The organism is Belnapia moabensis DSM 16746, from assembly GCF_000745835.1.
In the GTDB taxonomy this organism is placed as follows: Bacteria; Pseudomonadota; Alphaproteobacteria; order Acetobacterales; family Acetobacteraceae; genus Belnapia; species Belnapia moabensis.
In genome coordinates this window covers 1-24,985 of record NZ_JQKB01000014.1, presented here as the reverse complement: position 1 = coordinate 24,985, position 24,985 = coordinate 1, and the positions used below count along the sequence as shown (strand labels likewise).

The 24,985-nt window shown below is 68.7% G+C and carries 27 protein-coding genes; 15 read left to right on the top strand and 12 right to left on the bottom strand.

Translation table 11 applies throughout. The features are described 5' to 3' along the window. Positions 1 to 10: 10 nt before the first annotated feature. Together EP26_RS11370 and EP26_RS11365 are read right to left on the bottom strand one after the other, a co-directional pair. Positions 11 to 2,596 carry a hybrid sensor histidine kinase/response regulator gene (locus tag EP26_RS11370; protein ID WP_043338654.1) on the bottom strand — a complete coding sequence of 862 codons (2,586 nt, stop codon included), beginning with the start codon at positions 2,594 to 2,596 and terminating at the stop codon, positions 11 to 13. 67 nt (positions 2,597 to 2,663) lie between these two features. Then, positions 2,664 to 3,287: a histidine phosphotransferase family protein gene (locus EP26_RS11365; protein ID WP_043338653.1), complete on the bottom strand. Its 624-nt coding sequence runs from the start codon at positions 3,285 to 3,287 to the stop codon at positions 2,664 to 2,666. A 24-nt stretch (positions 3,288 to 3,311) separates the two neighbouring features. Between EP26_RS11365 and EP26_RS33015 the strand changes: the two genes are divergently transcribed. From EP26_RS33015 to EP26_RS11340, 6 genes are all read left to right on the top strand, one after another. Continuing rightward, positions 3,312 to 3,551 (top strand): DUF3553 domain-containing protein, encoded by a 240-nt coding sequence (locus EP26_RS33015; RefSeq protein WP_211259423.1) that lies wholly within the window; start codon positions 3,312 to 3,314, stop codon positions 3,549 to 3,551. Between the two features lie 97 nt (positions 3,552 to 3,648). Then, positions 3,649 to 4,641, top strand: a complete 993-nt coding sequence (gene moaA, locus EP26_RS11360) for a GTP 3',8-cyclase MoaA (protein WP_043338652.1) — start codon at positions 3,649 to 3,651, stop codon at positions 4,639 to 4,641. 6 nt (positions 4,642 to 4,647) lie between these two features. Next, positions 4,648 to 4,989 carry a hypothetical protein gene (locus EP26_RS11355; protein WP_052389059.1) on the top strand — a complete coding sequence of 114 codons (342 nt, stop codon included), beginning with the start codon at positions 4,648 to 4,650 and terminating at the stop codon, positions 4,987 to 4,989. Positions 4,990 to 5,050: 61 nt separating this feature from the next. Next, positions 5,051 to 5,926 (top strand): carbon-nitrogen hydrolase family protein, encoded by an 876-nt coding sequence (locus EP26_RS11350; RefSeq protein WP_052389058.1) that lies wholly within the window; start codon positions 5,051 to 5,053, stop codon positions 5,924 to 5,926. 8 nt (positions 5,927 to 5,934) lie between these two features. Further along, complete coding sequence (locus EP26_RS11345; protein WP_408735099.1) at positions 5,935 to 6,744, top strand: NAD kinase; 810 nt, start codon at positions 5,935 to 5,937, stop codon at positions 6,742 to 6,744. Positions 6,745 to 6,767: 23 nt separating this feature from the next. Further along, positions 6,768 to 7,946: an MFS transporter gene (locus tag EP26_RS11340; RefSeq protein ID WP_043338651.1), complete on the top strand. Its 1,179-nt coding sequence runs from the start codon at positions 6,768 to 6,770 to the stop codon at positions 7,944 to 7,946. On the opposite strand, the gene EP26_RS38105 is transcribed toward EP26_RS11340, so the two are convergent. From EP26_RS38105 to EP26_RS11315, 6 genes are read right to left on the bottom strand one after another with little or no spacing between them, the layout of a single operon-like run. Further along, positions 7,931 to 8,053, bottom strand: coding sequence for a hypothetical protein (locus EP26_RS38105; protein ID WP_281177078.1), 123 nt, complete (start codon positions 8,051 to 8,053; stop codon positions 7,931 to 7,933). The genes EP26_RS11340 and EP26_RS38105 overlap by 16 nt on opposite strands. Next, positions 8,050 to 9,087, bottom strand: a complete 1,038-nt coding sequence (locus EP26_RS11335; protein ID WP_043338650.1) for an ABC transporter ATP-binding protein — start codon at positions 9,085 to 9,087, stop codon at positions 8,050 to 8,052. Before EP26_RS11335 ends, EP26_RS38105 begins: the two co-directional genes overlap by 4 nt. After that, positions 9,084 to 10,064 (bottom strand): ABC transporter ATP-binding protein, encoded by a 981-nt coding sequence (locus EP26_RS11330; RefSeq protein WP_043338649.1) that lies wholly within the window; start codon positions 10,062 to 10,064, stop codon positions 9,084 to 9,086. Before EP26_RS11330 ends, EP26_RS11335 begins: the two co-directional genes overlap by 4 nt. Next, positions 10,061 to 10,975 carry an ABC transporter permease gene (locus tag EP26_RS11325; protein WP_043338648.1) on the bottom strand — a complete coding sequence of 305 codons (915 nt, stop codon included), beginning with the start codon at positions 10,973 to 10,975 and terminating at the stop codon, positions 10,061 to 10,063. Before EP26_RS11325 ends, EP26_RS11330 begins: the two co-directional genes overlap by 4 nt. Beyond that, on the bottom strand, positions 10,972 to 11,946 hold the full coding sequence (locus tag EP26_RS11320) for an ABC transporter permease (protein ID WP_043338646.1): 975 nt from the start codon (positions 11,944 to 11,946) through the stop codon (positions 10,972 to 10,974). The genes EP26_RS11325 and EP26_RS11320 overlap by 4 nt, the downstream gene beginning before the upstream one ends. Then, positions 11,943 to 13,532 (bottom strand): ABC transporter substrate-binding protein, encoded by a 1,590-nt coding sequence (locus EP26_RS11315; protein WP_043338645.1) that lies wholly within the window; start codon positions 13,530 to 13,532, stop codon positions 11,943 to 11,945. Before EP26_RS11315 ends, EP26_RS11320 begins: the two co-directional genes overlap by 4 nt. A 278-nt stretch (positions 13,533 to 13,810) precedes the next feature. Here EP26_RS11315 and EP26_RS11310 point away from each other — a divergent pair, with 278 nt between their 5' ends. Further along, positions 13,811 to 15,397 carry an ABC transporter substrate-binding protein gene (locus tag EP26_RS11310; RefSeq protein WP_043338643.1) on the top strand — a complete coding sequence of 529 codons (1,587 nt, stop codon included), beginning with the start codon at positions 13,811 to 13,813 and terminating at the stop codon, positions 15,395 to 15,397. Between the two features lie 5 nt (positions 15,398 to 15,402). Beyond that, a complete protein-coding gene (locus tag EP26_RS11305; protein WP_043338642.1) occupies positions 15,403 to 16,242 on the top strand; it encodes a serine/threonine-protein kinase in 840 nt (279 codons plus the stop codon). Between the two features lie 6 nt (positions 16,243 to 16,248). On the opposite strand, the gene EP26_RS11300 is transcribed toward EP26_RS11305, so the two are convergent. The 4 genes from EP26_RS11300 to thiS form a co-directional block, all read right to left on the bottom strand. After that, positions 16,249 to 16,713 carry an Lrp/AsnC family transcriptional regulator gene (locus tag EP26_RS11300; RefSeq protein WP_043338641.1) on the bottom strand — a complete coding sequence of 155 codons (465 nt, stop codon included), beginning with the start codon at positions 16,711 to 16,713 and terminating at the stop codon, positions 16,249 to 16,251. Between the two features lie 44 nt (positions 16,714 to 16,757). Next, positions 16,758 to 17,888 carry a type III PLP-dependent enzyme gene (locus EP26_RS11295; RefSeq protein WP_043338640.1) on the bottom strand — a complete coding sequence of 377 codons (1,131 nt, stop codon included), beginning with the start codon at positions 17,886 to 17,888 and terminating at the stop codon, positions 16,758 to 16,760. A 447-nt stretch (positions 17,889 to 18,335) separates the two neighbouring features. Continuing rightward, positions 18,336 to 19,142 carry a thiazole synthase gene (locus EP26_RS11290; RefSeq protein WP_043338639.1) on the bottom strand — a complete coding sequence of 269 codons (807 nt, stop codon included), beginning with the start codon at positions 19,140 to 19,142 and terminating at the stop codon, positions 18,336 to 18,338. A 2-nt stretch (positions 19,143 to 19,144) separates the two neighbouring features. After that, positions 19,145 to 19,393 (bottom strand): sulfur carrier protein ThiS, encoded by a 249-nt coding sequence (thiS, locus tag EP26_RS39020; RefSeq protein ID WP_245624370.1) that lies wholly within the window; start codon positions 19,391 to 19,393, stop codon positions 19,145 to 19,147. Positions 19,394 to 19,476: 83 nt separating this feature from the next. Between thiS and aroQ the strand changes: the two genes are divergently transcribed. The 7 genes from aroQ to EP26_RS34780 all read left to right on the top strand — a co-directional run. Beyond that, on the top strand, positions 19,477 to 19,941 hold the full coding sequence (gene aroQ / locus EP26_RS11280; RefSeq protein WP_043338638.1) for a type II 3-dehydroquinate dehydratase: 465 nt from the start codon (positions 19,477 to 19,479) through the stop codon (positions 19,939 to 19,941). Positions 19,942 to 19,949: 8 nt separating this feature from the next. Beyond that, the gene (accB, locus tag EP26_RS11275) at positions 19,950 to 20,444 is read left to right on the top strand and encodes an acetyl-CoA carboxylase biotin carboxyl carrier protein (protein ID WP_043338637.1); all 495 of its coding nucleotides are present in this window, start codon (positions 19,950 to 19,952) and stop codon (positions 20,442 to 20,444) included. 2 nt (positions 20,445 to 20,446) lie between these two features. Further along, positions 20,447 to 21,799, top strand: coding sequence for an acetyl-CoA carboxylase biotin carboxylase subunit (gene accC, locus EP26_RS11270; protein WP_043338635.1), 1,353 nt, complete (start codon positions 20,447 to 20,449; stop codon positions 21,797 to 21,799). Between the two features lie 150 nt (positions 21,800 to 21,949). Beyond that, entirely contained in the window at positions 21,950 to 22,624 is a 675-nt protein-coding gene (gene aat / locus EP26_RS11265) for a leucyl/phenylalanyl-tRNA--protein transferase (RefSeq protein WP_043338634.1), read from the top strand. Next, complete coding sequence (locus EP26_RS11260; RefSeq protein WP_052389057.1) at positions 22,617 to 23,390, top strand: TRM11 family methyltransferase; 774 nt, start codon at positions 22,617 to 22,619, stop codon at positions 23,388 to 23,390. Before aat ends, EP26_RS11260 begins: the two co-directional genes overlap by 8 nt. 40 nt (positions 23,391 to 23,430) lie before the next feature. Further along, positions 23,431 to 24,678: a phosphoglycerate dehydrogenase gene (gene serA, locus EP26_RS11255; protein ID WP_043338633.1), complete on the top strand. Its 1,248-nt coding sequence runs from the start codon at positions 23,431 to 23,433 to the stop codon at positions 24,676 to 24,678. Between the two features lie 85 nt (positions 24,679 to 24,763). Further along, the coding region (locus EP26_RS34780) for a helix-turn-helix domain-containing protein (protein WP_043338741.1) at positions 24,764 to 24,985 on the top strand (222 nt) is incomplete at its 3' end.

Below are 24,985 nucleotides of genomic sequence, written 5' to 3'. Positions count from 1 at the left end.
GGGGTTCTCCTCAGCCGACGACCGGGGCGCTCAGGCACTGCCGAAGGCTTTCCAGCAGTGCGGCACGGTCGAACTTCGTCACGTAATCAGTGAAGCCGACAGCGCGGCCGCGCTCGATATCGGCCTGATCCGCTCGGCCGGTCAGGGCGATCAGCGGCAGGTCGCGCCAGGCGCCGCCCTCGCGCAGCGCCCGGGCAAGGGCGAAGCCGTCCATGCCCGGCATGGCGATGTCGGAGATGATCGCGTCGAAGACGGCACCGGCTTCCCGCAACCGGAGTGCTTCCTCGGCATCGGCGACGGCGGTCACACTATAGCCCGCAGCACCAATCGCCGGGATGACGAGATTGCGGAAGAAGGCGCTATCCTCGACCAGGAGGATGCGGCAGCCATTGCCCGCCTCCTGCTGCGCGTCCTGCCCAAACCAGTCCTCGCCTGCCTGGCGCAGCCACCAGGCCGTATCCAGCATCTCCGTCACCTTGCCACCGATCACCGTGGTGCCGAGGAAGCCCGGGCGCTCGCCTGCGCCGTCGATCATCATATGCTCCTCGACGACATCGAGGATCTCGTCGACCATCAGCCCCATGGCGCGGTCGCCGTCTGAGAAGACGAGGACCGGCTGGCGCTCCGGCGCCATCGACTGCTCCCAATGGCCGCCGAGCGGCACGAGCGGCATCAGCTTGCCACGATACTGGACGAGCGGCCTCCCGCCGGCATTCTCGATCCGCTCGCGCTCGACATCCTCGAGACGGGCGATGAGGCCGAGCGGCACCGCCTTCGGCGTCGAGTCACCGGCACGGAAGAGCAGTAGCGCGGTGCGCTGGTCGGAGCGATGGGCAACGGCCTGGCGCTTGCCGTCCCGCTCTGCCTCCCCTTCCCCGCTCTCGGCGCCGACGCCTGTGGCGCGGGCGATGCCGTTGGGGTCGAGGATCATGATGACGCTGCCATCGCCGAGGATGGTGTTGCCGGAGAACATCGTCACATGGCGCAGGATGGGCGCCACCGGCTTCACCACGATCTCCTCCGTGTCGAAGACGCGGTCCACGATGATGCCGAAGACATGCGGCCCGACCTGGGTAACGACGACGAAGGCGCTCTCCTCCTTGGCGGGGCTCTCGAGATGCAGCAGGCTCGACAGGTTGACGAGCGGCAGGAGCCGGTCGCGCAAGCGCAGCACGGCGCTGTTCTTGATGCGCTCCAGCTGCGGCGCGCCCTCGCCTCCGACGCGGACCAATTCCACGACGCCGATCTGAGGTATGGCGAAGCGCTCGCCGCCCGCCTCGACGATCAGAGCCGAGACGATGGCGAGCGTCAGCGGGATCTTGACGACGAAGGCGGTGCCGCGCCCGTCCTTCGAGCGCACCTCGATCGTGCCGCCGATGCGCTCCATGTTGGTCTTGACGACGTCCATGCCGACGCCGCGGCCGGAGACGGCCGTGACCGCGGCCGCGGTGGAGAAGCCGGGGCGGAAGATGAAGCGTTGGATCTCGCGCTCCGGCATCGCCGCCAGCTCGGCCTCGGTGGCGAGGCCCTGCGCCAGCACCTTCTGCCGGATCCGCTCCGCATTGAGTCCGCGCCCGTCATCGGCGATCTCGATGATGATGTGGCCGCCCTCATGCGAGGCGTTCAGCATGATCCGGCCGGCCTCAGGCTTGCCGGCCGCGATGCGCTGTTCCGGCGTCTCGATGCCATGATCCGCCGAGTTGCGGACCATATGGGTCAGCGGGTCCTTGATGAGCTCCAGCACCTGCCGGTCGAGCTCGGTCTCGGCACCGCGCATGTCTAGCTCGATCTTCTTGCCGAGTTCGACGCCAAGGTCGCGCACGAGGCGCGGCAGTTTGGCCCAGGCATTGCCGATCGGCTGCATGCGCGTCTTCATCACCCCCTCCTGCAGGTCGGAGGTGATGTGGGAAAGGCGCTGCAATGGCACGGCAAAAGCGCTGTCGGCGCCGTTGCGGGACAGCTGAAGGAGTTGGTTGCGGGTCAGGACGAGCTCGGAGACGAGCATCATCAGCCCTTCCAGCACATCGACGGTGACGCGAATGGTCTGCGGTGGGGCATTAGGGCCGCCGGCCTCGGGTTCGGCTGAGGGCTGCGAGGGAGCGGCCGACGCAGCAGGAGTGGGCGGCGGCGCCACGATTACCGGAGGCGCCGCGGAAACGGGGGGCGAGGCCTCGGCAACGGGCTTGGCGGCGACGGACACCGCCGGGACCGGCACAGCCTCGCCGGAGGCGACCGCATCGAGCGAGGCGATCAGCGCCGAATCGTTGCCTGCAGGCTCCGCTCCCGTTCCCTCCAACCCTGCGACGATGGCGCGGATGCAGTCGATGGCGCCGAGGATGACCGAAATGCCGGATTGGGTGACCCGCAGCGTCCCGTCCCGATAGCGGCCAAGGACATTCTCCGCCGCATGCGCCACGCCCTCCATCCGGGTGAGGCCGAGGAAGCCACAGGTGCCCTTGATGGTATGAACGATGCGGAAGACCTCGGAGAGGGTCGCTATGTCGTCGGGTGCTCGTTCGAGCCGCACGAGGGCGGCATCGAGCGCACCAAGGCCCTCTTGCGTTTCTGTCAGGAAGTCGGCGAGCAGGTCATCCATGGCAATCCTCGAGGCGGTCTGCGAAGTGCAGATTGCGCCTCGAGAGGCGAAAAATCGGTAAAGGCGCTTACCCGGGCATGATGAGCAGCGGTGCCGCCGCCTGGGCGGCCCCCATGGTGAGGATCGCGCTCCAGCCGGCCTCGGACAGCAAAGCCTGGAGCAACGGCGCCAGCACGTCGCGCGGGCTGGGCGATGGCTGCGCCTGGCCCGCCAACAATGCCAGGAGGCCGGCAGGCCAGGCCGCGGCCGGGGCGCCGAGGTCAGCGGTCGGCAGGACCATCAACCCGTCAAGCGGCGAGCCGCCGACCCGCACCGTGCCGCCACGCGGCAAGGCCTCGGCGGCAAGCAGCGCAGCATTGAGGAGGATCGGAACGAGCGGTGCCGGCAAGGCCACCGCCCGGTCCAGCGCGGAGAAATCGAACCGGACGCGCGGCACGACGGGAGCGCCGCCAAGCAGGACCTCCATCGCCGCCGGCTCCATCGCCACCGTCGGCCCGCCCCAGGCCGCGCTGTAGAGACGGAGGCGAAGGCGGAGCGCGGTCGCACTCTCCTGCGCCACCTCCAGCAGTTCATCGTCACCTGGGGGAAGCAGGTCGAGCGCCCCGGCAAGGCTGCCGATGGCGCCGCCGAGGTCATGGCACAGCCGGGCGCAAAGGGCCCTTGTCAGGGTCGTATCCGGAGGAGAGGTCATGGGCGGTTTCCTGTAGGCCGCCCTATGGGCTACCTTGTCGGTGTTAGCGAAGCGTTGCACGGCCCGTTCTACGAAGGGATCGAGGTGCCCAGTCTACTCGAACCAGGTATGCGGGTGCGCCATCCCGGCCAGCCCGATTGGGGAATTGGCCAGATCCAGTCCGTCATCGGGGACCGGGTGACGGTCAATTTCGAGCATGCCGGCAAGGTTCTGATCAATGCCGCCGTGGTGACGCTTGAGCCTCTTGCCGAGCCATGGCCCTGACGCTGGGCTGCGCCGCGGGACCCCGGGGGTTGCGGGCGATGGGGGTCGCGGCCCAAATGAGTAGCCACGTTTCGTTTGTCCCAAGGGAAACCCGCCCATGATCGATCCGTTCGGCCGACGGATCTCCTATCTCCGCGTCTCCGTCACTGACCGGTGCGACCTTCGCTGCGTCTACTGCATGGCGGAAGATATGACCTTCCTGCCGAAGCGGGAGGTCCTGACGCTTGAGGAACTGGACCGGCTTTGCGGCGCCTTCATTGGCCTCGGCGTCGAGAAGATCAGGTTGACCGGTGGCGAGCCGCTGGTCCGGCGCGGCGTGATCGGTCTTATCCGCAACCTCGGCGCGCGCATCGGTGCCGGCGGCCTGAAGGAGCTCACCATCACCACCAACGGCACCCAGCTGCCGAAGATGGCGGATGACCTCTATGCAGCAGGGGTGCGGCGCATCAATGTCTCGCTCGATACGCTCGATCCGGCTGTCTTCAAGGCGGTGACGCGCTGGGGCGAGATCGGCCAGACGCTGGATGGCATTTTCGCGGCCAAGGCGGCCGGGCTGGCCGTGAAGATCAATGCCGTGGCATTGAAAGGCGTGAACGAGGGCGAGTACGACCGGATGCTCGCCTGGTGCGGCGAGCATGGTTTCGACCTCACCCTGATCGAGACCATGCCGCTCGGCGAAATCACCGGCGACCGCATGGACCAATACCTGCCCCTCTCCATGGTGCGGGACCGGCTGCGCGAGCATTGGACGCTGGAGCCGACCGACTACCGCACCGGCGGCCCGGCCCGGTACTTCACGGTTAAGGAAACCGGAAGGCGAATCGGCTTCATAACCCCGATGACGCATAACTTCTGCGAAAGCTGCAACCGCGTCCGCCTGACCTGCACCGGCACGCTGTATATGTGCCTCGGCCAGGAGGATGCGGCGGATCTCCGCCAAGTGCTGCGCGACCCGGCGGCCGGCGACGACGGCCTCCGGACGGCAATCGAGGCGGCGATGTTGCGAAAGCCGAAGGGCCATGACTTCGTCATCGAGCGGCGCGAGGCCCGGCCGGCCGTTGCCCGGCATATGAGCGTGACCGGAGGCTGATCCCTTATGGCCTTGCTGCAGGACCTGGCATCCCGCCTTGCCATCCCCGGCCTGCCGGACTGGACCGGGTTGCTCGCGCTGCTGATCCTGCTGCTGGTCGGCCTCGCCTATCTGTTGATGCCGTTCAGCGTCTTCGGGCTGAAGGGACGCCTTGATACGGTCGAAGCTCAACTCGACGAGATCCAAGGCGAGCTACGGCTTATTTCCATGCGCCTGGCCGATGCGCCACGCCGCAGCACCGTCTCCGAGGACTGGATGGACTTGCCGCCGGTGCAGCCGGAGCCGAAGCGCCAGCCCTCCTGGCCCGAGGCCGCCCGTCGCGGCAGGGCGGAGCCGCGCATCGACTGACCCGAGGCTTGCCCTCGGCCCCCTGCCGGGGCTTGATGCGCCGATCCGGCGGAGTGGGGCGATGCGCGTCAGCGTCATCCAGATGAACCAAGGCAGCGAGAAGCAGGCCAATCTTGACCAGGCACGGCGGCTGGTCGAGGCCGCGGTGGCGGCCGATCGGCCTGGTCTCGTCTCCCTGCCCGAGACCTGGACCAATCTCGGCGGTGGACGCGAGAGCCGGCAAGCGGCGGCCGAGCCATTGCCAGCGCCCGGCGAGACCGGCGGCCCGGCCTATGAGCTGATGCGCGGCCTCGCCCGGGGCCATGGCATCCACCTCCATGGTGGTTCGATGATCGAGGCGCCGGGGCCAGGCGACGACCCAGAGAAGCTCTACAACACCACCGTCGTCTTCGACCCGGAGGGGCGGGAGGTCACCCGCTACCGCAAGATCCATATGTTCGACATCGTGGCCCCCGACGGCACCGGCTACCGCGAGAGCGCCCTCTACGGTGCCGGCGACCGGCTGGTGACCTTCGCGGCCGGCGGCATCACCTTCGGCTGCACCATCTGCTACGACATGCGCTTCGCTGAGCATTATGTCGCGCTGCGGCGGTTGGGGGCGGAGGCGATCCTGGTGCCGTCCAATTTCACCCTCCAAACCGGCAAGGACCATTGGGAGCCGCTGCTGAAGGCGCGCGCCATCGAAACCCAGTGCTGGATCATCGCCGCCGCCTCCAGCGGCCAGTATCTGGAGCGCGGGCAGCCGCGTTCGGTCTATGGGCATTCGCTGGTGGCGGACCCTTGGGGTCATGTCGTCGCCCGCGCCTCCGACGGCACCGGCTGGGCGACGGCCAGGATCGATCCCGGCATCACCGCGCGCGTCCGTCGGGACATGCCGGTGATGGAGCATCGCGCCTCGCGGCGCATCGACCTCGACGCCGCGGCGCGCGGCGCGTGAGCGATGTCGTGCCGGCGCCCTTCCCGCAGCCGGTGAGCCTGGGGCCGGCGGATTTCGCCGGGCGCATCACCTTCTTTGCCGCCGCCACCGAGGTCGCCACGGCGGCCAAGGCGCGGCTTACCGCCCGCTATGGCGATGCGCCGCTGGAGCATGCGCGTGCCGTCGTGACGCTTGGTGGCGATGGCTGCATGCTGGAGACGCAGCACCGCCTGCTCGGCCGCAATCTCGCCGTCTACGGGATGAATTGCGGCAGCGTCGGCTTTCTGATGAACGATTACCGCGAGGAGGCGCTGCCCGAGCGGCTGGCCGAATCCCAGGCGGCGATGCTCCACCCCCTCCGCATGCGGGCCATCTCCGCCGATGGCACGGTACGCGAGGCCCCGGCGATCAACGAGGTGTCGCTGCTGCGCGAGACGCGGCAGGCCGCCAAGATCCGCATCCTGGTCGATGGCAAGGAGCGGCTGCCGGAGCTCATCTGCGATGGCGTGCTGGTGGCGACACCGGCCGGCAGCACCGCCTACAACCTCTCGGCGCATGGGCCGATCGTGCCGCTCGGCGCCAACCTCATGCCGCTGACGCCGATCTCTGCCTTCCGCCCGCGGCGCTGGCGCGGCGCCCTTTTGCCGGGCGACGCCTCGGTCGTCTTCGAGATTCTCGAAGGCCCAAAGCGCCCGGTCGCCGCCGTCGCCGACTATACCGAGGTGCGCGACGTGCGCCGCGTCGAGGTGCGGGAGGATCGCAGCCTCGCGCTTACCCTCCTCTTCGACCCGGATCATGGGCTGAGCGAGCGGATCATCGCCGAGCAGTTCACGGTCTGAGGCGCCTCGGCCGGGCATCGCACATGGAAGGCAGCCCACCCGCCTCGGATCGCCGTCTCATCCTCTGCATCGCCATCGGCCAGTTGATCGGCTGGGGCACGCTCTTCTCCGCCTTTCCGCTCTTCGGCGCACCGATCGCGGCGGAGCTCGGCTGGACGAGCTCCGAGTTCAATGCCGGGCTGACCCTTGCCCTGCTCGTCTCCGGCCTCGCCGCCGTGCCGGCCGGGCGCTGGGTGGACCGGCGAGGCGGGCGCTGGCTGCTGGCGCTCGGCGGCTGGGGCGGGGCGGTGCTGCTGGCGGCCTGGTCGCAGGTCTCCGCCCTCCCCGCTTATTGGGCGATCTGGGCGGCGATGGGCCTCGCCCAGGCGACGGCGCTCTGGAGCCCGGCCATGGCCGTCGTGGTGGCGCAGGCGCGGGAGCCGGTGCGCGCCATTACCGGCATCACCTTCATCACCGGCTTCACCGCGACGCTCTTCGTCCCGCTCACCGCGCTGCTGATCGAGCGGCTTGGCTGGCGCGAGGCGCTGCTGGTGCTGGCGGCGCTGCAGGCCATCCCCGGCTTCCTGGCGCTCTGGCTGCTGCCGCCGGATGAGGCTCGGGCCAAGGCCGCTCCCGGCGCCGGCTTCGATCTCGGCCGGGCGATGCGGAGCCCGGCCTTCCTTGGCCTCGCCGGTGCGCTCGCGGCACATGCCTTCATCGGCGTCGGGCTCGGCGCCCATGCCATCCCCCTGCTGCGCGAGCGGGGCTTAGCGGAGGCCTCGGTGATCGCCCTGGTCTCGCTGCACGGGCCCTTCCAGGTGGCGGCGCGGCTGGCGCTCTTCGCCCTCGGGCGGCGGGTGACGATGCGGGGCGTCGGGCGCATCGCCTCAGCCCTCGTCCCCATCGCCATGCTGGCGCTCGGGCTGGCGCCACCGGAGTTTGCTTGGTTGCTGATCTACATTCTCGCTTGGGCGGTGGCGGATGGGCTGATGACCATCGTCCGCGCCGCCGGCGTCGCCGAGATCCTGGGTCGCGAGGGCTATGGCGCCATCACCGGCGCGCTAAGCGCGGTGACGGTGCTGCCGCGGACGCTTGCGCCGGTGCTGATCGCCCTAATCTCCGAGGGCAAGTCGGGTTATGGCCCCGTTCCCTGGCTGCTGGCCGGGCTTGGAGCGCTCGGCGCCGCCTGCTTCGCCATGGCGGCCGCTCAGCGCAGCCGCTGATCCTCGCGGATATTGGTGCCGACCGAGCCGCCGACATAGGGCCCGCTGGCGCCGCCCGATTGGCAGGCTGCCAGCAACAGCAGGGCAAGAAGGATCGCACCCCTCATGCCGCGTCGTTCAGATGGCAGGCGCTGCGATGGCCAGCACCGACCTGCTGCAGTGCCGGACGTTCGATGCGGCAGCGGTCGAAGGCGAAGGGGCAGCGTGGATGGAAGTGGCAGCCGCTCGGCGGGTTCAACGGCGAGGGTATCTCGCCCTTCACCCCCGCGAAGGCGCGCTTGCGGGCCTCGATGCGCGGCACCTCGGCAAGCAGCGCCTTGGTGTAGGGATGGTTCGGGCGGCGGAAGACCTCCTCGGCCGGCGCCTCCTCCACCACGCGGCCGAGATACATGATGACGACCCGGTCGGAGAGATGCTCCACCACGCCAAGATCGTGGCTGATGAAGAGATAGGTGAGGTCGAGCTCCCGCCGCAGTTTCATGAAAAGGTTCAGGATCTGCGCCTGGATGGAGACGTCAAGCGCCGCCACCGCCTCGTCGCAGACTAGGAATTCCGGCTGCACCGCCAGTGCGCGGGCGATGCCGATGCGCTGCCGCTGCCCGCCACTGAACTGATGCGGGTAGCGCCGCTTCAGCGCCGGGTCGAGGCCGGCGCGGCGGAGTTGCTCGTCGACATAGGATTCGATCTCGCCGCGCTTCGCCATGCCGTGGAATTGCGGCGCCTCGCCGACGATCTCCTGCACCTTGAGCCGCGGATTGAGCGAGGCGTATGGGTCCTGGAAGATCATCTGCGTCCGCAGCTTCGCCTCGCGCGCCTCCGCGGCATTGAGGCTCGTCAGGTCGCGGCCGCGCCAGAGAATTGTTCCCTCGCTCGCCGGCATGATGCCGGCGACCATGCGGCCGAGGGTCGACTTGCCGCAGCCCGACTCGCCGACGAGGCCCACCACCTCGCCCTTGCGGATGGTCAGGTCGACGCCGTCCACCGCATGCACCACCTCTTCGCGGAGGTTGGCGCCGAGGCGACGGGCGATGCGGCCGGCGAAATCGAGCGTCTTCGAGAAGCGCTTGGAGACGCCACGCAACTCGATGATCGGCTCGGCCAGGGTCGCAGCGGCGGAGGGGGCGGTCAGGGTCTCGCTCATGCCGCCACGGCCTCCTGATGCGGGTGGATGCAGCGGGCGTGTTGGCCCGGACGATATTCGGCGAAGGGCGGCGGCTCGGCGCATCCCGGCTCGGCCCTCGGGCAGCGGGACCGGAAGGCGCAGCCGGCCGGCAGGTTGAGCAGACTGGGCGTCATCCCGGGGATCTGCCGCAGCGGCTCGCCCCGCTTGTTGCGGCTCGGCACGCTGCCAATGAGGCCGAGGGTATAGGGATGCAGCGGGGCGTCGAGCACCTGCGTCACCGGCCCACTCTCGACCACCTTGCCTGCATACATCACGGCGATGTCATCAGCGAGGCCGGCGACGACCGAGAGGTCATGGGTGATCCAGACGAGGGCGGTGCCGAATTGGGCACAGAGCTTTTGCGCCTCGGCGAGGATCTGGCCCTGGATGGTAACATCGAGCGCCGTGGTCGGCTCGTCCGCCACAATCACATCCGGCTTGTGCAGCAGCGCGATGGCGATGGCGACGCGCTGGCGCATTCCGCCGGAGAATTGGTGCGGATAGGCCTTCAGCCGCTCATCCGGGCTCGGGATGCCGACCTGGCCGAGCGCATCCCGCGCCCGCTGCCGTGCCTCCTCGCGGCTGACCTTGGCATGGGCGAGAACCGTCTCGATCATCTGCGTGTCGATGCGCAGGACCGGATTGAGGGTCATCATCGGGTCTTGGAAAATCATCGCGATGCGGTTGCCGCGCAGGCCCCGCATCTCGGCTTCCGGCAGGGTCGCCAGGTCGCGGCCCTTGAAAAGGATCTGACCGCCCGCGATCCGCCCCGGCGGATCGACCAGGCCAAGGATCGAGAACCCGGTGACGGTCTTGCCCGAGCCACTCTCGCCGACGAGGCCCATGACCTTGCCGGCCTCGACGGTGAAGGAGACGTCGTCCACCGCTTTCACCACGCCGGCGCGAGTGAAGAAATGCGTCCTGAGATTGCGGACCTCGAGGGTCGGCGCGCTCATCGCTTCAGCCTCGGGTTCAACACATCGCGCAACTGGTCGCCGACCAGGTTGATCGAGACGATGGTCACCAGCAGGGCGATGCCGGGATAGAAGCTGATCCAGTACTTCCCGCTCAACATGTACTCATAGCCGTTGGAGATGAGAAGGCCGAGCGAAGGCTCGGTGATCGGCACGCCGAGGCCGAGGAAGGAGAGCGTTGCCTCCAGCGCGATGGCGCGCGCCACCTGCATGGTGCCGACGACGATCAGCGGCGGCAGGCAGTTCGGCAGCAAGTGGCGGAAGATGATGCGCCGCGTCGGCAGGGCAAGGCATTGCGCCGCCTCGATATACTCCCGCCGCCGCTCGACCAGCGCCGAGCCGCGGACCGTCCGGGCGTAATAGGCCCACTCGACGATCACCAGCGCGAAAACGACATTGAGGATACCCTTGCCCAGGAAGGCGAGGATCATCAACGCCGCGAGGATCGCCGGAAAGGAAAGCTGGAGATCAACCAGCCGCATGATCAGGCTGTCGGTCCGCCCGCCGGCATAGGCCGCCAGCATGCCGAGCGAAGCACCGACCAGGCAGGCGATGATGGCCGAGCCCGCGCCCACCATCAGCGAGATGCGCAGCCCGTACATGATGCCGGAGAGCATGTCCCGCCCCTGGTCATCCGTGCCGAGCCAGTAGGTGAAGCCAGCGCCGCCGACCGTGCCCGGCTCCATCCGCCCGTCCATGATGTCGAGTTGGGCGAGATCGTAGGGGTCCTGCGGCGCGATCCAGGGCGCCAGCACCGCGATGACGACGATGGCCAGGAACAGCACGAGCCCGAAGAGCGCGATGCGGGAAGCGGCGAATTCCGAGACGAAGCGCTGAAAGGGCGTCTCGACCTTGGGAACGGGTGGCGTGGCGGCGATAGTGGTGGTGCTCATTGCTTGCCCTCCAGCCGCACACGGGGATCGAGCAGGGAATAGGTGATGTCGACGACGAGATTGATGGTGATGAAGAGCAGTACGATCATCATCAAATAAGCGACCATCACCGGCCGGTCGAGCACGTTGATGCTGTCGATGATGAGCTTGCCCATGCCCGGCCAGGCGAAGACGCTCTCCGTCACCACCGAGAAGGCGATGGTCCCGCCGAACTCCAGACCGACCACGGTGACAACCGGGATCAGGATGTTCTTGAAGACGTGGACGAATGTGACCCGGGCGGGGCTGAGCCCCTTGGCGCGGGCAAATTTCACGTAGTCCATGAGCATCGTCTCCCGCACCCCCGCGCGGGTCAGGCGGATGACGAGGCTGATCTTGAACAAGGCGAGGTTCAGCGCCGGCATGATGAGATGGGCGATGCCGTCACTCGTCAGGAAGGACCAACGCATGCCGAGGATGGTCACCGTCTCGCCGCGCCCCGTGCTCGGCAGCCAGCCGAGTTGCACGGCGAAGACCATGATGAGCATCAGCCCGACCCAGAAGGTCGGCAGCGAGAAGCCGAGGATGCTCGTCGCCATGATGCCCTTGCTGACCGGGCTGTTCGGCTTCAGCCCGGCATACAGGCCAAGCGGCAGGCCGATGATCAGGGCCGCGACGGTGGCGCCGATGGCAAGTTCCAGCGTCGCCGGCATGCGCTCGAGGATCAGCTTCAGCGCCGGCTCGTTGAAGACGAAGGAGCGGCCGAGATCGCCCCGCAAGGCATTGCCGAGGAAGACGAGGTATTGCTGCCAAAGCGGCAGGTCGAGGCCGAGCGCCTTGACCGCCCGCTCCCGCTCGAATTGGTCGGCTTCCGGACTGATGAGGATCTCGATCGGGTCGCCGACGGCGAAGACGCCGAGGAAGACCAGCAGCGACATCACGAGGACGACGGCGGCCGCCTGAATCAGGCGGCGGAGCAGGAAGGCGGTCATCGCGCAGCCGCCGGGCGCACATCCTGCGCCCGCGTGAGCTCATCCGCCCGTGCCTCCATGGCGAAGCCGCGGCGCATGGCCCAGGCGTTCTTCTGGATGTGCAGCGGCAGGATGCCGACATCCTCCATGGCGATGCGCGTCGCCTGCTGCAGCAGCGCCTCGCGCTTGGCATCGTCCAGCTCGCGCATGGCTTGTTCCAGGATGCGGTCCGCCTCGGGGTTGGAGTAGCGGCCGCGATTGGAGGCGCCATAGCCCTTCTCGCGGTCGAAGGTCGCGGTCAGGTTCCGCAGCGGGTTGGAGGCCTCGCCGGAGGAGGTGCCCCAGCCGATCAGGAAGGCCGATAGCTCCTGCCGCGCCGCGCGACCGACGAAGGTCGTCCAGGGCTGCGCCTCCACCGCCGTGCGCACGCCGGCCCGCGACCACATCTGGCCGATGGCCTGGATGATGCGCGCATCATTCGGGTACCGGTCGTTCGGCCCGTGCAGGGTGATGCGGAAGCCTTGCGGGAAACCCGCCTCGGCCAGCAGCTTCTTCGCCGCCTCGGTATCGAAGCGCGGCGGGTTGAGGCCGGGCACATAGCCGAAACTGCCCTCGGGCAGGAACTGCCCGGCCGGGATGGCGGCATTCTCCATCACCCGCTCGGTGATGGCGTTGCGGTCGATCGCCGCGGAGAGCGCCCGGCGCACCCGCACATCCCGCAACGGGTTGCGGGGGACCGGCTTGCCGTCATTGTCGGTGACGAAGGGCGAGGCATCGTCCCGCATATGGTCGAAGCTGAGGAAGATGACGCGCAGACCCGTGGTCTCGGCAAGCGTCAGCCGCTGATCGCCGCGCAGCTTGGCGAGGTCGCTGGTCGGCACCTGGTCGATTACATCCACATCGCCAGCGAGCAGCGCAGCGGTGCGCGCGGCATCGTTGGTGATCATCCGGTAGTTCACCCGCGTCCAGGCCGGGCGCGGCCCGAAATAATTGTCGTTGCGCTCGAACTCGATGCGGTCGCCGTTCCGGTGGCTGACCATGCGGAAAGGCCCGGTGCCCACCGCCATCGGCCCGGCATTGAAGCCCTCGGTCGTCGCGTTGGCATGGGTCTCGCGATCGAGGATCATGACGCTCGCGAGGTCGGTCGGCATCAGCGGGTAAGGCGAGGCGGTGTGCAGCCGCAAGGTGTAACTGTCGACGATCTCCACCCGGGTGATCGGCCGCGTGTAGATGGCATAGGAAGAAGGCGAGTTCGGCACCCTCGGCACCCGCTCGAAGGTGAAAGCTACATCCTCCGCGGTGAAGGGCGAGCCGTTATGGAAGGTGACGCCCTGGCGGAGCTTGAACTCCCAGACCGTGTCGGAGACCGGGCGCCAGCTCTCGGCCAGGTCGGGCGTGATGCGGGCATTCGCATCCGTCCGCGTCAGGCCGCTGAAGATCATGTGGCCCACCGCCGTGTTCGGCGAGAGCTGGTGGTAGTGCGGGTCGATCGAGGTGACCGGCGCTCCGACGCCCATGGTGAGGGTCTGGGCCTGCCCCGAACCGCTCGCCAGCCCCGCAATTGCCAGACCGACGGCCAATCCGGCCGCGCGACGAAATCCTGTCATTGTGTCCCTCGGAAGCCCCAGCGGAGCAAAAGCTAGCATTCCGGTCATCCTCTCGCCAGCTTCCGCCCGGGGGTCGCAGCCCGGCCCTCGCCATGAATGACAGGCAACTCGCCCAGGCATGCAGCAGCGCTCGCACTGAATGCCGCGGCGACGGGCACCTGGGCCGGGCGGTGCCCAGGCCGCACCCGGCCCCGTCCCTGCTCGCAGGCAAGCCCGATGCCGGGCGGTTGGCGGAAGGCGCAGCGGCCGGTACTCTCCGTGCCATCCTGGAGACATGCATGCGATACCGCACCGCCACGGGCCTTGGCCTCGCAGCCGCCCTGTTCATCGCCGCCCCCGCCATCGCACAGAGTGCCGATGGCACCTTGAATATCGGCATCGGCGGGGCCGTCACCTCGGTCGACCCGCATTTCTACAACGCCTCGCCGAACAACAGCCTGGCGATGCACATCTTCGACCGGCTGGTGGAGCGAGATGCGCGGGCGCAGCCCTATCCGGGCCTGGCGGAAAGCTGGCGGGTGATCGGTGAGACGGTGTGGGAGTTCAAGCTCCGCCCGAGCGTCAAGTGGCACGACGGGCGCGACTTCACCGCCGAGGACGTCGCCTTCACCATCCAGCGCACGCCGAACGTCCCGGGCAGCCCGGGCGGCTTCGGCGGCTTCGTCCGCGCCATCGAGAGGGTCGAGGTGGTGGACCCGCTGACGGTGCGCTTCCACACCGCGCGGCCGCATCCGCTGCTGCCTACGGAGCTCGCTTCCGTCGCCGTCATCGCCCGCCATGCGGCCGAAGGGGCGAGCACGGAGGATTTCAACAGCGGCAAGGCGGCCATCGGCACTGGCCCCTACCGGATGGTCGCCTACCGCTCCGGTGACCGCACCGAACTCGCCCGCAACGAGGCCTATTTCCGCGGGCCGGAGCCCTGGGCGCGGGTGAATTACCGCTTCATCGGCAATGACGGCGCCCGCACCGCGGCACTGCTCGCCGGCGATGTGGACATGATCGACCAAGTGCCCTCGACCGACCTCACCCGGATGCGGCGGGACCCGAAGGTGACGGTTTCCGAAATCCAGGGCCTTCGCCTCATCTACCTGCTGACGGACCATTCGCGGCATCGCGACGTGCCCTTCACCAGCGACAATGACGGCAAGCCGCTACCCAACAATCCCTTCAACGACGTGCGGGTGCGCCACGCCCTCTCCCTCTCGATCAACCGCCAAGCCCTTGCCGAGCGGGTGATGGAGGGCACCGCCCAGCCGACCGGACAATGGCTGCCGGAGGGCACATTCGGCTACAATCCGGAGGTCCGGCCGCCCGCCTTCGACCCGGACGGCGCAAAGCGCCTGCTCGCCGAAGCCGGCTTCCCGCAGGGCTTCCGCATGACCCTGCATAGCCCGAACGACCGCTACCCGAACGACGCCAAGACGGCGCAGGCGGTGGCGCAGATGTTCACCCGCATCGGCATCCGCACCGAGGTCGAGGGCGTACCCTGGGCCAGCTTCTCGCAGCGTTCCAACCGGCAGGAATATGCAATCCGCCTCAGCGGCTGGGGTAGCGTGACCGGCGAGGCCAGCTATGCGCTGGTCAACATCCTCGGCACTTACGACCGCGAGCGGCGCACCGGGGCGAGCAACAGCGGCCGTTACTCCAACCCGGAGCTCGATGCGCTGACCGCCCGGGCCGCCGCCACCATCGACGATCGGCAGCGAGAGCAGCTGCTGCGCGAGGCGGTGAAGATGGCGATGGACGACGTCGCCATCATCCCGCTCTTCCAGCTCGTCAACAGCTGGGCGCTCCGCAAGGGCCTCACCTACGACGCGCGGATGGATGAGCGCACCACGGCCATGGCCGTACGGGCGGCGCGCTGAGCGTGATGCGGCTCCGCACGCTCGGCCTCGTCCTGGCGTTGGCCTCGGGCTGCGCGCCGCGCCAGCAACCGCCGTCCAGTTTGGCGGCGGCGGCCGACCCGGCCGATTCCTGCGGGCCGCAGGTGGTCGTTTTCGTCTCGGCCAGCGATCTCTTCGGCGAGCCGCCGCGGCGCCAGGGACCGCCGGGCGCCGAGGAACTGGCCCGCGAGCTGGCGCGGGAGAATGCGGCGATCGAACGCCTTCAGATCGCCTTCGATGCCCTGCTCTACTGCCGCTGGACGGAGGTGCGGGTGATCCGCGCCGATGCCGCCGGCAACCTCATCCCCAGGGCGGAGGCCGAGCTGCGGCTCGCTACCGCATCGGGGCGGCTGCGCGCCGATCTCGTGCGCGCGCGGCAACTTCGCCAGCGCATGACCGAGCGCAGTGCCCGCCTCGAGGCCGCAATCGAGCGCGCCGCGCCCGGTACGGCCGCCACCCTTCTGGCCGAGCGCGCCGCGCGGGAGGCGCCGGTCCGCGCCATCGCCTCCGCCCCCGTCGCCCTGAGGCTGCGGCCGGATCTCACGGCGCCCGAGATCGGACGGGTGCCGGCAGGGGCCGAGGTGTCCCTCCGTCCATCAACTGGCGGCTTCGGCTTGGTCGATGGGGGGCTGCGGGCTTCGGGCTATGGCCAGCTCGGCGCCTTCACCGTGCTGCAACAGCGCCGCGCCCCTGTCGCCGAAGCAGCCGGGCCGCAGGCGGAGCTTCGCCGACTGGCCGCGAGCAACCTCGCCAGGCGCGACAATTTCGCGCAGAGCCTCGACCTCGCGGTGCGTTCGGCCGAGACCGGCTTCGAGCCGGCCTTGTGACGTGGCTTATTCTTCCGTCGCCGGCGCCACCGGCAGGATGGAAGTCTCCTTCACCGTGGCGATGGCGAGCAGCGTCTCCACCCGCTGCACGCCCGACTGGGCGCGCAACTCGTCATTGAGGAAAGCGTCGAGCGCCGGCAGATCCGCCAGCCGCACCTTCAGCAGATAGGTCCAGTCGCCGGTGATGGCGTGGCATTCCAGCACCGCCTCCTGCCGCCGCATGGCCTTGCGGAAGGCGGCCTCGTCCCGCCCGGGTGCCACGGTGACGAGGATATGCACCAGCAGCGGGCAGCCGGCGGCGACCGGGTCGAGATCGGCCCGCCAGCCGCGGATGACGCCGCGCTCCTCCAGCCGCTTGACCCGTTCTGCGGTGGCCGAGACGGAAAGCCCCGCCACCTTCGCCAGCTCCGCCAGCCCCGCGCTGCCATCGAGCTGCAGCGCGACGGTGATGTTCCGGTCGATTTCATCCATGACGCAAGACTATGCGCCCGATGCCGCCTTGGAAACGGAAAGAATCAGACGTAATGCTCGGCGAGCGGCCGGAAGCCGTTGAAGGCCTGGCTGGCATAGGTGGTCACGTAGGCGCCCGTGGCCAGCAGCTCCACACGGTCGCCGCAGTCGAGCGCCAGCGGCAGGCGATAGTTGGCCTTCTCGTAGAGCGTGTCCGTGCTGTCGCAGGTCGGGCCGGCGATGGTGACGGGGCCGTCAACCTCGCCATCATGCGGCGTGCGGAAGGCGTATTTGATCGCCTCGCCCTCGGTCTCAGCGAGCCCGCCGAAACGGCCGATATCGAGATAGACCCAGCGCACGGGATCGTCCTTCGCCTTGCGCGAGACCAGCACCACCTCAGCGCTGACCACGCCGGCATCGCCGACCATGAAGCGGCCAGGCTCGATGACGATCTCCGGAAGGGCATTGCCGAAATGCTCGGTCATCGCGCCCATGATAGCGGCGCCGAAATCATCGATCTCGGGCACCTCGGAGCGGTAACGCACCGGATAGCCGCCGCCCAGGTTGACCATCCGCACCTTCACGCCTGCGTCGCGGAGGTCGGTGAAAAGCATGGCGACCTTGGCGATCGCCGCCTCATAGGCGTCGGTCCGGGTCTGCTGGCTGCCAACGTGGAAGGAGAGGCCGAAGGGGTCGAGGCCGAGTTCGCCGGCCAGGATCATCAGCTCTCGCGCCATCTCCAGCTCGCAGCCGAACTTCTTCGACAGCGGCCATTCGGCGCCGACATTGCCGACCAGGATGCGGCAATAGACGCGGGCGCCGGGTGCGGAGCGGGCGAGCTTGCGCAGCTCCGCCTCGCTGTCGAAAGCGAACATGCGGACGCCGGCGGCATAGGCGGCGCGGATCGCGCTCTCCTTCTTCACCGTGTTGCCGAAGCTGATCCCTTCGGGGCGCGAGCCGGCGGCGAGGCAGGCCTCGATCTCCTCCCAACTCGCGGCATCAAAGCAGGAGCCGAGGCCGACGAGACGCTCCAGCACCGGCGCAGCCGGATTGGCCTTCACGGCATAATAGATGCGGGCGAGCGGCAGGGCGGCCATCAAGCGCCGGTAGTTTTCTTCAACCCGATCGACATCGAGGACGAGGCAAGGCGTGGCCGGCGCGTGATCGCGCAGGAAGCGGGAGACCTTGGGGGTCATCGCAACTCATCCCTACAAACGGTAGGACCACCCCGTATCGGGCGGCGGCCCCAGATTGACGAAACGGTCGAACGAACCAGCGACCAAACGGACCGCAGGGATTGCGCCCCACGGGGTTGCCAGAACGCTTGACGTCGTTGCGTAAACCTTGCGCCGCGGTGACCGTCCTTAGTCTGCGCCGTTGTGGAGGGGCGCCGGGTTCCGTGGGCCTGGGGCCAGAGGCACGTGCGTACTGCGTCTGAACCGGCATATAGGCCCCACCCTCAGGGGTGAAAAGCGGAAAATGCAGGCCGGCTTAGATTTTTTTCCCGCCGCCCCAGCCAGGCGCCGGAAACTCCGCCGAAAGCCTTGTCGACTGGCCGCTGATCGCCCTGCCGAAGGGGGAATGAGCCGGGAAAATTGCCGCCAACGAATCGGCAATGGTTCGCCGGGGTCGCCGCCCCGGCGCTAATTCCGCCCGATAAGTCCCTTGGCGAGGGGGCTTGATGGGTCGGCCGCGTATTGCCGCGGCATCCGCCCGGCGAGGAAGGCCTGTCGCCCCGCCTCCACCGCCGCCTTCATCGCGCGGGCCATCCGCACCGGGTCCTTGGCATGGGCGATGGCGCTGTTCATCAGCACCGCATCGCAGCCGAGCTCCATGGCGAAGGTGGCGTCGGAGGCGGTGCCGACCCCGGCATCAACCAGCACCGGCACCTTCGCATTCTCGATGATGGCACGAATCATGACTGGATTCTGGATGCCGAGGCCGCTGCCGATCGGCGCCCCGAGCGGCATGACCGCGACGGCGCCCATATCCTCGAGCCGCTTGGCGGCGATCGGGTCGTCAGAACAATAGACCATGACCTGGAAACCGTCCTTCAGCAGCGCCTCCAGCGCCTCGAAGGTCGCCTGCATGTCCGGGTAGAGGAAGGGCGGCGGCCCCAGCACCTCGAGCTTGACGAGGTTCCACCCGCCTGCCTCGCGCGCGAGGCGGAGCGTGCGGACGGCGTCCTCGGCGGTGAAGCAGCCGGCGGTGTTCGGCAGGTAGGTGTAGCGCCGTGGGTCGACGTAATCCTGCAGCATCGGCGCCTTCGGGTCGCCGAGATTGACCCGGCGCACGGCGACGGTGACGATCTCGGCGCCCGAGGCCTCGATGGCCCGCCCCGTCTCTTCCAGATCCTTGTAGCGCCCGGTGCCGACGATCAGGCGCGAGCGGAAGCGCAGCCCGGCGACCTCCCAGCTCTCGTCGAGAGCCGGCTGTGGCAATCCGTCCATGTTCAGCCTCCGCCGATGAAATGCACGATCTCCAGCCGGTCGCCGGCGGCGAGCTGCGTCGCGGCATAGGTGGAGCGGGGGACGATTTCGAGATTCCGCTCGACCGCGACCTTGCGCGTGTCGAGCCCGATCCGCTCCAGCAGCTCGGCCAGGGTGACGGGCGCCGGCTCCTGCCGGGGCTCGCCATTCACGGTGATCTGGATCTCTGCGCCCATGGCAGGGAATGTGGCGAAGCCCGGGGCCGAGGACAAGGCGCCCGCCCCAGCCCATCCGCTTGCCCCTCGAAACCCCTCCGTGCTAGCGCAACCGCTTCGATCTCCGCCGGATATATGCCATGTCGCCCCCGTTGGTCGTCGTCCTGAATGGCCCGAACCTCAACCTGCTCGGCATGCGGGAGCCGGAGAAGTACGGCACCGCGACTCTCGACGACGTCGAGGCACTTTGCGCCGAGGTGGCGGAGGGGCTCGGCCTCGCCATCGACTTCCGCCAGACCAATGGCGAGGGCGAGCTCATCACCTGGGTCCAGGAATGCCGCGGCCGGGCGGCAGGCATCGTCATCAACCCGGCGGGCTATACTACCACCTCGATCGGGTTGATGGACGCGCTGCTGGCGGTCGACCTGCCGGTGATCGAGGTCCACATCACCAACATCCACCGCCGGGAGGAATTCCGGCAGCACAGCTTCGTCTCCAAGGCCGCCACAGGGGTTATCGCCGGGCTCGGCGTGCAGGGCTATGCCCTGGCGCTCGAGGCGATGGCCGGGCTGGTCGGCACCGACGATCCGGACGACGAGGCTTAGGAACAGGCATGAGCAACGGCATCCAATTCGACCCGGAGGCGATTCGCGCCCTGGCGCAAATCCTGCGGGACACCGACCTGACCGAGATCGAGCTGGTCGAGAAGGACAGCCGCATCCGCGTGGCCCGCAAGCCCCCTGCCCCGCCGCAGGCTGCGGCGCCGATGGCCTGGCCCGCCGGTATGATGCCGCAGGCCGCGCCGCTGCCCGCCGCCACACCGGCCGTGGTGGCGACCATCGCCGCCGAGGCTGAGGTGCCGGATGCCAAGCACCCGGGCCTCGTCGCCTCGCCCATGGTCGGCGTCGCTTATCTCTCGCCGGAGCCGGGCCAGGCGCCCTTCGTCACCGTTGGCGCCAAGGTTGCCCAGGGCCAGACTCTGCTGCTGATCGAGGCGATGAAGACCTTCAACCAGATCCGCGCGCCCCGTGCCGGCACCGTGACCCGAATCCTCGTCGAGTCCGGCACGCCGGTCGAATATGGCGAGCCGCTGCTGATCGTCGAATAACCATGTTTGGCAAGGTCCTCATCGCCAACCGCGGCGAGATCGCGCTGCGGGTCCATCGCGCCTGCCAGGAGATGGGCATCCGCACCGTCGCCGTGCATTCGACGGCCGATGCCTCCGCCATGCATGTGCGCCTCGCCGACGAGAGCGTCTGCATCGGCCCACCGGCCGCGCGCGACAGCTACCTGAACGTCGCCGCCATCCTCTCGGCCGCCGCCATCACCGGCGCGGACGCGGTGCATCCCGGCTACGGCTTCCTTTCGGAGAACGCCTCCTTTGCCGAGATGGTGGAGGCGCACGGCCTCGCCTTCATCGGCCCCTCCCCCGCTCATATCCGCATGATGGGCGACAAGATCCAGGCGAAGGATGCGATGCGCCGGCTCGGCGTGCCGCTCGTCCCCGGCAGCCTCGGGGCGCTGGCCTCCATCGAGGAGGCGCGGCAGGTGGCCGCCGAGGTGAAGTACCCCGTCCTCATCAAGGCGGCCGCCGGCGGCGGCGGGCGCGGCATGAAGGTCGCCCGCTCGGAGGATGAGCTGGAGGAGGCCTGGCGCGTCGCCCGCACCGAGGCCAAGGCGGCCTTCGGCAATGACGAGGTCTATCTCGAGAAGTATCTCGACCGCCCGCGCCATATCGAGCTGCAGGTCCTGGCTGATACACACGGCAATGTCGTGCATTTCGGCGAGCGCGACTGCTCGCTGCAGCGCCGCCACCAGAAGCTGGTGGAGGAGGCCGGCTCGCCCGTACTGAACGCCGCAGAGCGCGATGCACTGGGCGCCCAGGTGACGCGGGCGCTCCGCGAGCTCGGATACCGCAATGCCGGAACGCTGGAATTTCTTTGGCAGGATGGGCAGTTCGCCTTCATCGAGATGAACACCCGGCTTCAGGTCGAGCATCCGGTGACGGAGATGGTTTGCGGCATCGACTTGGTGAAGGAGCAGCTCCGCGTCGCCGCCGGCGAGGCGCTGGGCTACGGCCAGTCCGAAATCCGCTTCCACGGTCATGCCATCGAGTGCCGGATCACTGCGGAAGATCCGGATACCTTCACCCCCTCCCCCGGCCGGGTCCACACCTATCACGCGCCGGGAGGCCTCGGGGTGCGCGTCGACAGCGCCCTCTACTCCGGTTACGCGGTGCCGCCGCATTACGACAGCCTGATCGCCAAGCTGGTCGTCCATGGCGCGACGCGGGCGGAGGCCATCGCCCGGCTCCGGCGGTCGCTGGCCGAGATGGTGGTGGACGGCATCCGGACCACCCTGCCTCTGCATCTCGCCATCATGGAGGACCCGGAATTCCAGGCCGGGGACTACACCATCCACTGGCTGGAGCGCTTCGTCGCCCGGCGGCTCGCGCAGGGCTGAAAGGGAACCGGTGGCGAGGAGCGGGGCGGCTGGCTATGCTGCCCCCATGTCGCGCCACAGCATCGCCGAGGCGAAGGAGCGCTTCCCCCCTCGAATCGGCCATGACGGCCTGGGGCGCGATGCCATGTCGCCCCGTCCGGCGGTGTCCGCATGAGCCGCCGCCATATCGACATCACGCCGGAGCTCATGCTCCGGGCCTATCGCGCCGGCCTTTTTCCCATGGCGGAGAGCCGCGGCGGCGACCGGCTCTACTGGCTCGATCCGGAGCGGCGCGGGATCATCCCGCTGGACGAGGGCTTCCACCTGCCGAAACGGCTGATGCGGACCGTCCTCTCCGGCCCTTATGAGGTCACCGCCGACCGCGACTTCGCCGCCGCCATCGCCGGCTGCGCCGCGGCCGCGCCGGGGCGGGAGGACACCTGGATCAACCCGGAGATCGAGCATCTCTTCCTCGCGCTCCACAGGCAGGGTCACGCCCATTCCATCGAGGTCTGGCAGGAGGGGCGATTGGTCGGCGGCCTCTACGGCGTCGTCCTCGGCGCCGCCTTCTTCGGCGAGAGCATGTTCAGCCGGGCCCGGGATGCCTCGAAGGTCGCGCTGGTGCATCTGGTGGCGCGGCTGCGCCTCGGTGGCTTCGCCGTGCTCGACAGCCAATTCCTGACCGAGCACCTGGCCCAGTTCGGCGCCCACGAGATTCCTCGCGCCGACTACAAGCGGCGCCTCGCCCATGCCGTTGCCATGCGGGCCGAGTGGCACATCACCCCCGACCCCGGCCTGCTGGAGGCCGAGATCCGCGCCCTCCGCGCTGCCTCCCCGCATGACTGACACGACTGAGGCCCCGCCCCGCGCCCGCCGGGTGCAGGGCGGCAGCGCAACGGCGGATGTGGTGCTCTCCGCCCATGCCGGCGGGAATGCGGCGCTGTTCCCGCAAATCCTGGCCCTGCATGTCCCTCCCGGCGCGCTCATCGCCGATGTCACCTATGGCCAAGGCGTCTTCTGGCAGCAGGTGCCGGAGGGGCTCTACCGGGTGCTGCCTTCCGATCTCGCCACCGGGACGGATTGCCGCGCCCTACCTCATGCCGATGGCAGCCTCGATGCCCTGGTGCTCGACCCACCCTATATGGAGGGCCTGCTCCGCCCGAAATCCAACACCCGGGGCGGCCTCGGCAGCCATGCCGGTCTCAGGACCTACTACGCCGCCGGGGGCGAGGGCGAAGCGCCGGGCGGCGGGCGCTGGCACCAGGCCGTGCTCGACCTCTACCTCGCCGCGGCGGCGGAGGCGCGGCGGGTGCTGCGCGACCACGGCATCTTCATCGTCAAATGCCAGGACGAGGTCAGCGCCAACCGGCAGGAGCTGACCCATGTGCAGATCGTGACCGGCTTGGCCGAGCTGGGCTTTTACGCCCGCGACCTTTTTGTCCTGGTCCGACCGAACCGGCCGGGGGTGGCGCGACTGCTGCGGCAGGTCCATGCGCGGAAGAACCACAGCTACTTCCTGGTCTTCCAGAAGGTTCCCTCCGGCCAGTCGGTCGCCCGCTACAGGACCCGGGACCTGCGTCCCCGAACCCCGGGCTTGGCGACCGGCCCGTAAGGGCGCAAGAAGCGCCCCCGTTTTCCGCCCCGGAGCCCTCATGTCCGACCGCATCTCGCTCCCCAAGGACCGCATCCGGGTCCTGCTGCTGGAGGGTATCTCCGATAGCGCCGTGGAGCTGCTGGCCGCCGCCGGCTACGAGAACGTCACCCGCATGCCGAAGGCGCTGGAGGGCGCCGACCTCGCCAAGGCGCTGCACGGCGTCCACCTGCTCGGCATCCGTTCACGGACCCAGCTGACGGCCGCGGCGCTGGAGGCGGCAGACCGCCTGATCGCCGTCGGCTGCTTCTGCATCGGCACCAACCAGGTCGACCTGGAAACCGCCCGCCTTCGCGCCATCCCCGTCTTCAACGCCCCCTTCTCCAACACCCGCTCCGTCGCCGAGCTGGTGATGGGCGAGGTGGTGATGCTGCTCCGCGGCATTCCGGACCGCTCCCGCTCCGCCCATCAGGGCGGCTGGGACAAGTCGGCCGAGGGCAGTTACGAGGTGCGCGGCCGCACCCTCGGCATCGTCGGTTATGGCAATATTGGTAGCCAGCTTTCGGTCCTCGCCGAGGCCTTCGGCATGCGGGTGATCTATTTCGACCACACTACCAAGCTGCCGCATGGCAATGCCCGGCCCTGCGCCAGCCTCGGCGACCTGCTGGCCGAAGCCGATATCGTCACGCTGCATGTGCCGGAAACGCCGGACACCGTCGGCATGATCGGCCCGGCGCAGATTGCCCGGATGAAGACCGGCTCGATCCTCATCAACAATGCCCGCGGCTCGCTGGTCGATCTCGAAGCCGTCGCCCAAGCCCTGCGCGACCGCCACCTGCTCGGCTTCGCCGCCGATGTCTTCCCGGTGGAGCCGGCTCGCAACGGCGAGCCCTTCAAGAGCCCAGTGCAGGGCCTGCACAACGTCATCCTGACGCCGCATATCGGCGGCAGCACGCAGGAGGCGCAGTCCCGCATCGGCCAGGAAGTGGCGCGGACGCTGATCGATTTCAGCGACACGGGCGCCACCATGGGGGCGGTGAATTTCCCCCAGGTGCAGCTGCCCGCCCGGGCGAGTGGTGCGCGCTGGATCCATGTCCACCGCGATGCACCCGGTATGCTCTCCCGCATCAACGAGGCCTTCGGCCGACGTGGCCTCAACATCGCGGCGCAGTACTACCAGACCCAGGCGGAACTCGGCTACGTCGTGGTCGAAAGCGTCGAGGCGCGGGACGAGGCGGAGGCAATCCTCGCCGAGCTCCGCGCCCTGCCCGGCACGGTGCGGGCAAGGCTGATCTACGAGCGGGAGTAATACCAAGTCTCGGAGAGCGTGACTTGCTGGGGATTCCCAGGAGGACGGCGCTCTGATTCAACGTGGCGAACAGGGGAGCTTTGCCATGCCCATCCCACTTCGAGCTGACTTTAACGCGGCTGGGCTCCGTAGTGCGGCTCGACGGACCAAGGATGCGGCCCAGGCACGTCGCCTGTTGGCCTTGGCAGCCATTTACGATGGCGCATTGCGCACGGAGGCCGCCCGGATCGGCGGGGTGACGGTGCAGATCGTCCGGGACTGGGTTGTTCGGTTCAATGCCGAGGGTCCGGCTGGGCTGATTGACCGT